General features: G+C 67.0%; 1 protein-coding gene. It reads right to left on the reverse strand.

Annotation, left to right across the window (positions count from 1 at the left end; genetic code table 11):
* Window positions 1-315: SDR family NAD(P)-dependent oxidoreductase (locus EN824_RS34185; protein WP_135933212.1), on the reverse strand; the 315-nt coding region annotated here is incomplete at both ends.

A 315-nucleotide genomic window follows, 5' to 3' on the forward strand; every position in this document is an offset into this window, starting at 1 on the left:
GTGCCGCTCGGCGAAGTCGGCCATGTCGGCATGATGTCGAAACGGGTGACGTCGGCCCATGCCGGCAGCGCGAGCACGGCGACGACCATCCTGGCCACGTCATCCGGCTGGACCACCTTGCTGGCGTACATGGCCGCACGAGCATCGGCGTCGAGGATGTTTTGATAGAGCTGCGTCTCGACGCGGCCGGCGACAATCTCAGTGACGCGTATGCCGGATGGCGAGAGGTCGGCGCGCAGCGCGGCGGCAAAGCCGGAGATCGCCGCCTTGGTGGCCGAATAGACGGCGATGTTGGAAAATGCCGCGTGGCCGGCG

Origin of the sequence: Mesorhizobium sp. M8A.F.Ca.ET.181.01.1.1, from assembly GCF_004792025.1 — a bacterium.
GTDB lineage: Bacteria > Pseudomonadota > Alphaproteobacteria > Rhizobiales > Rhizobiaceae > Mesorhizobium.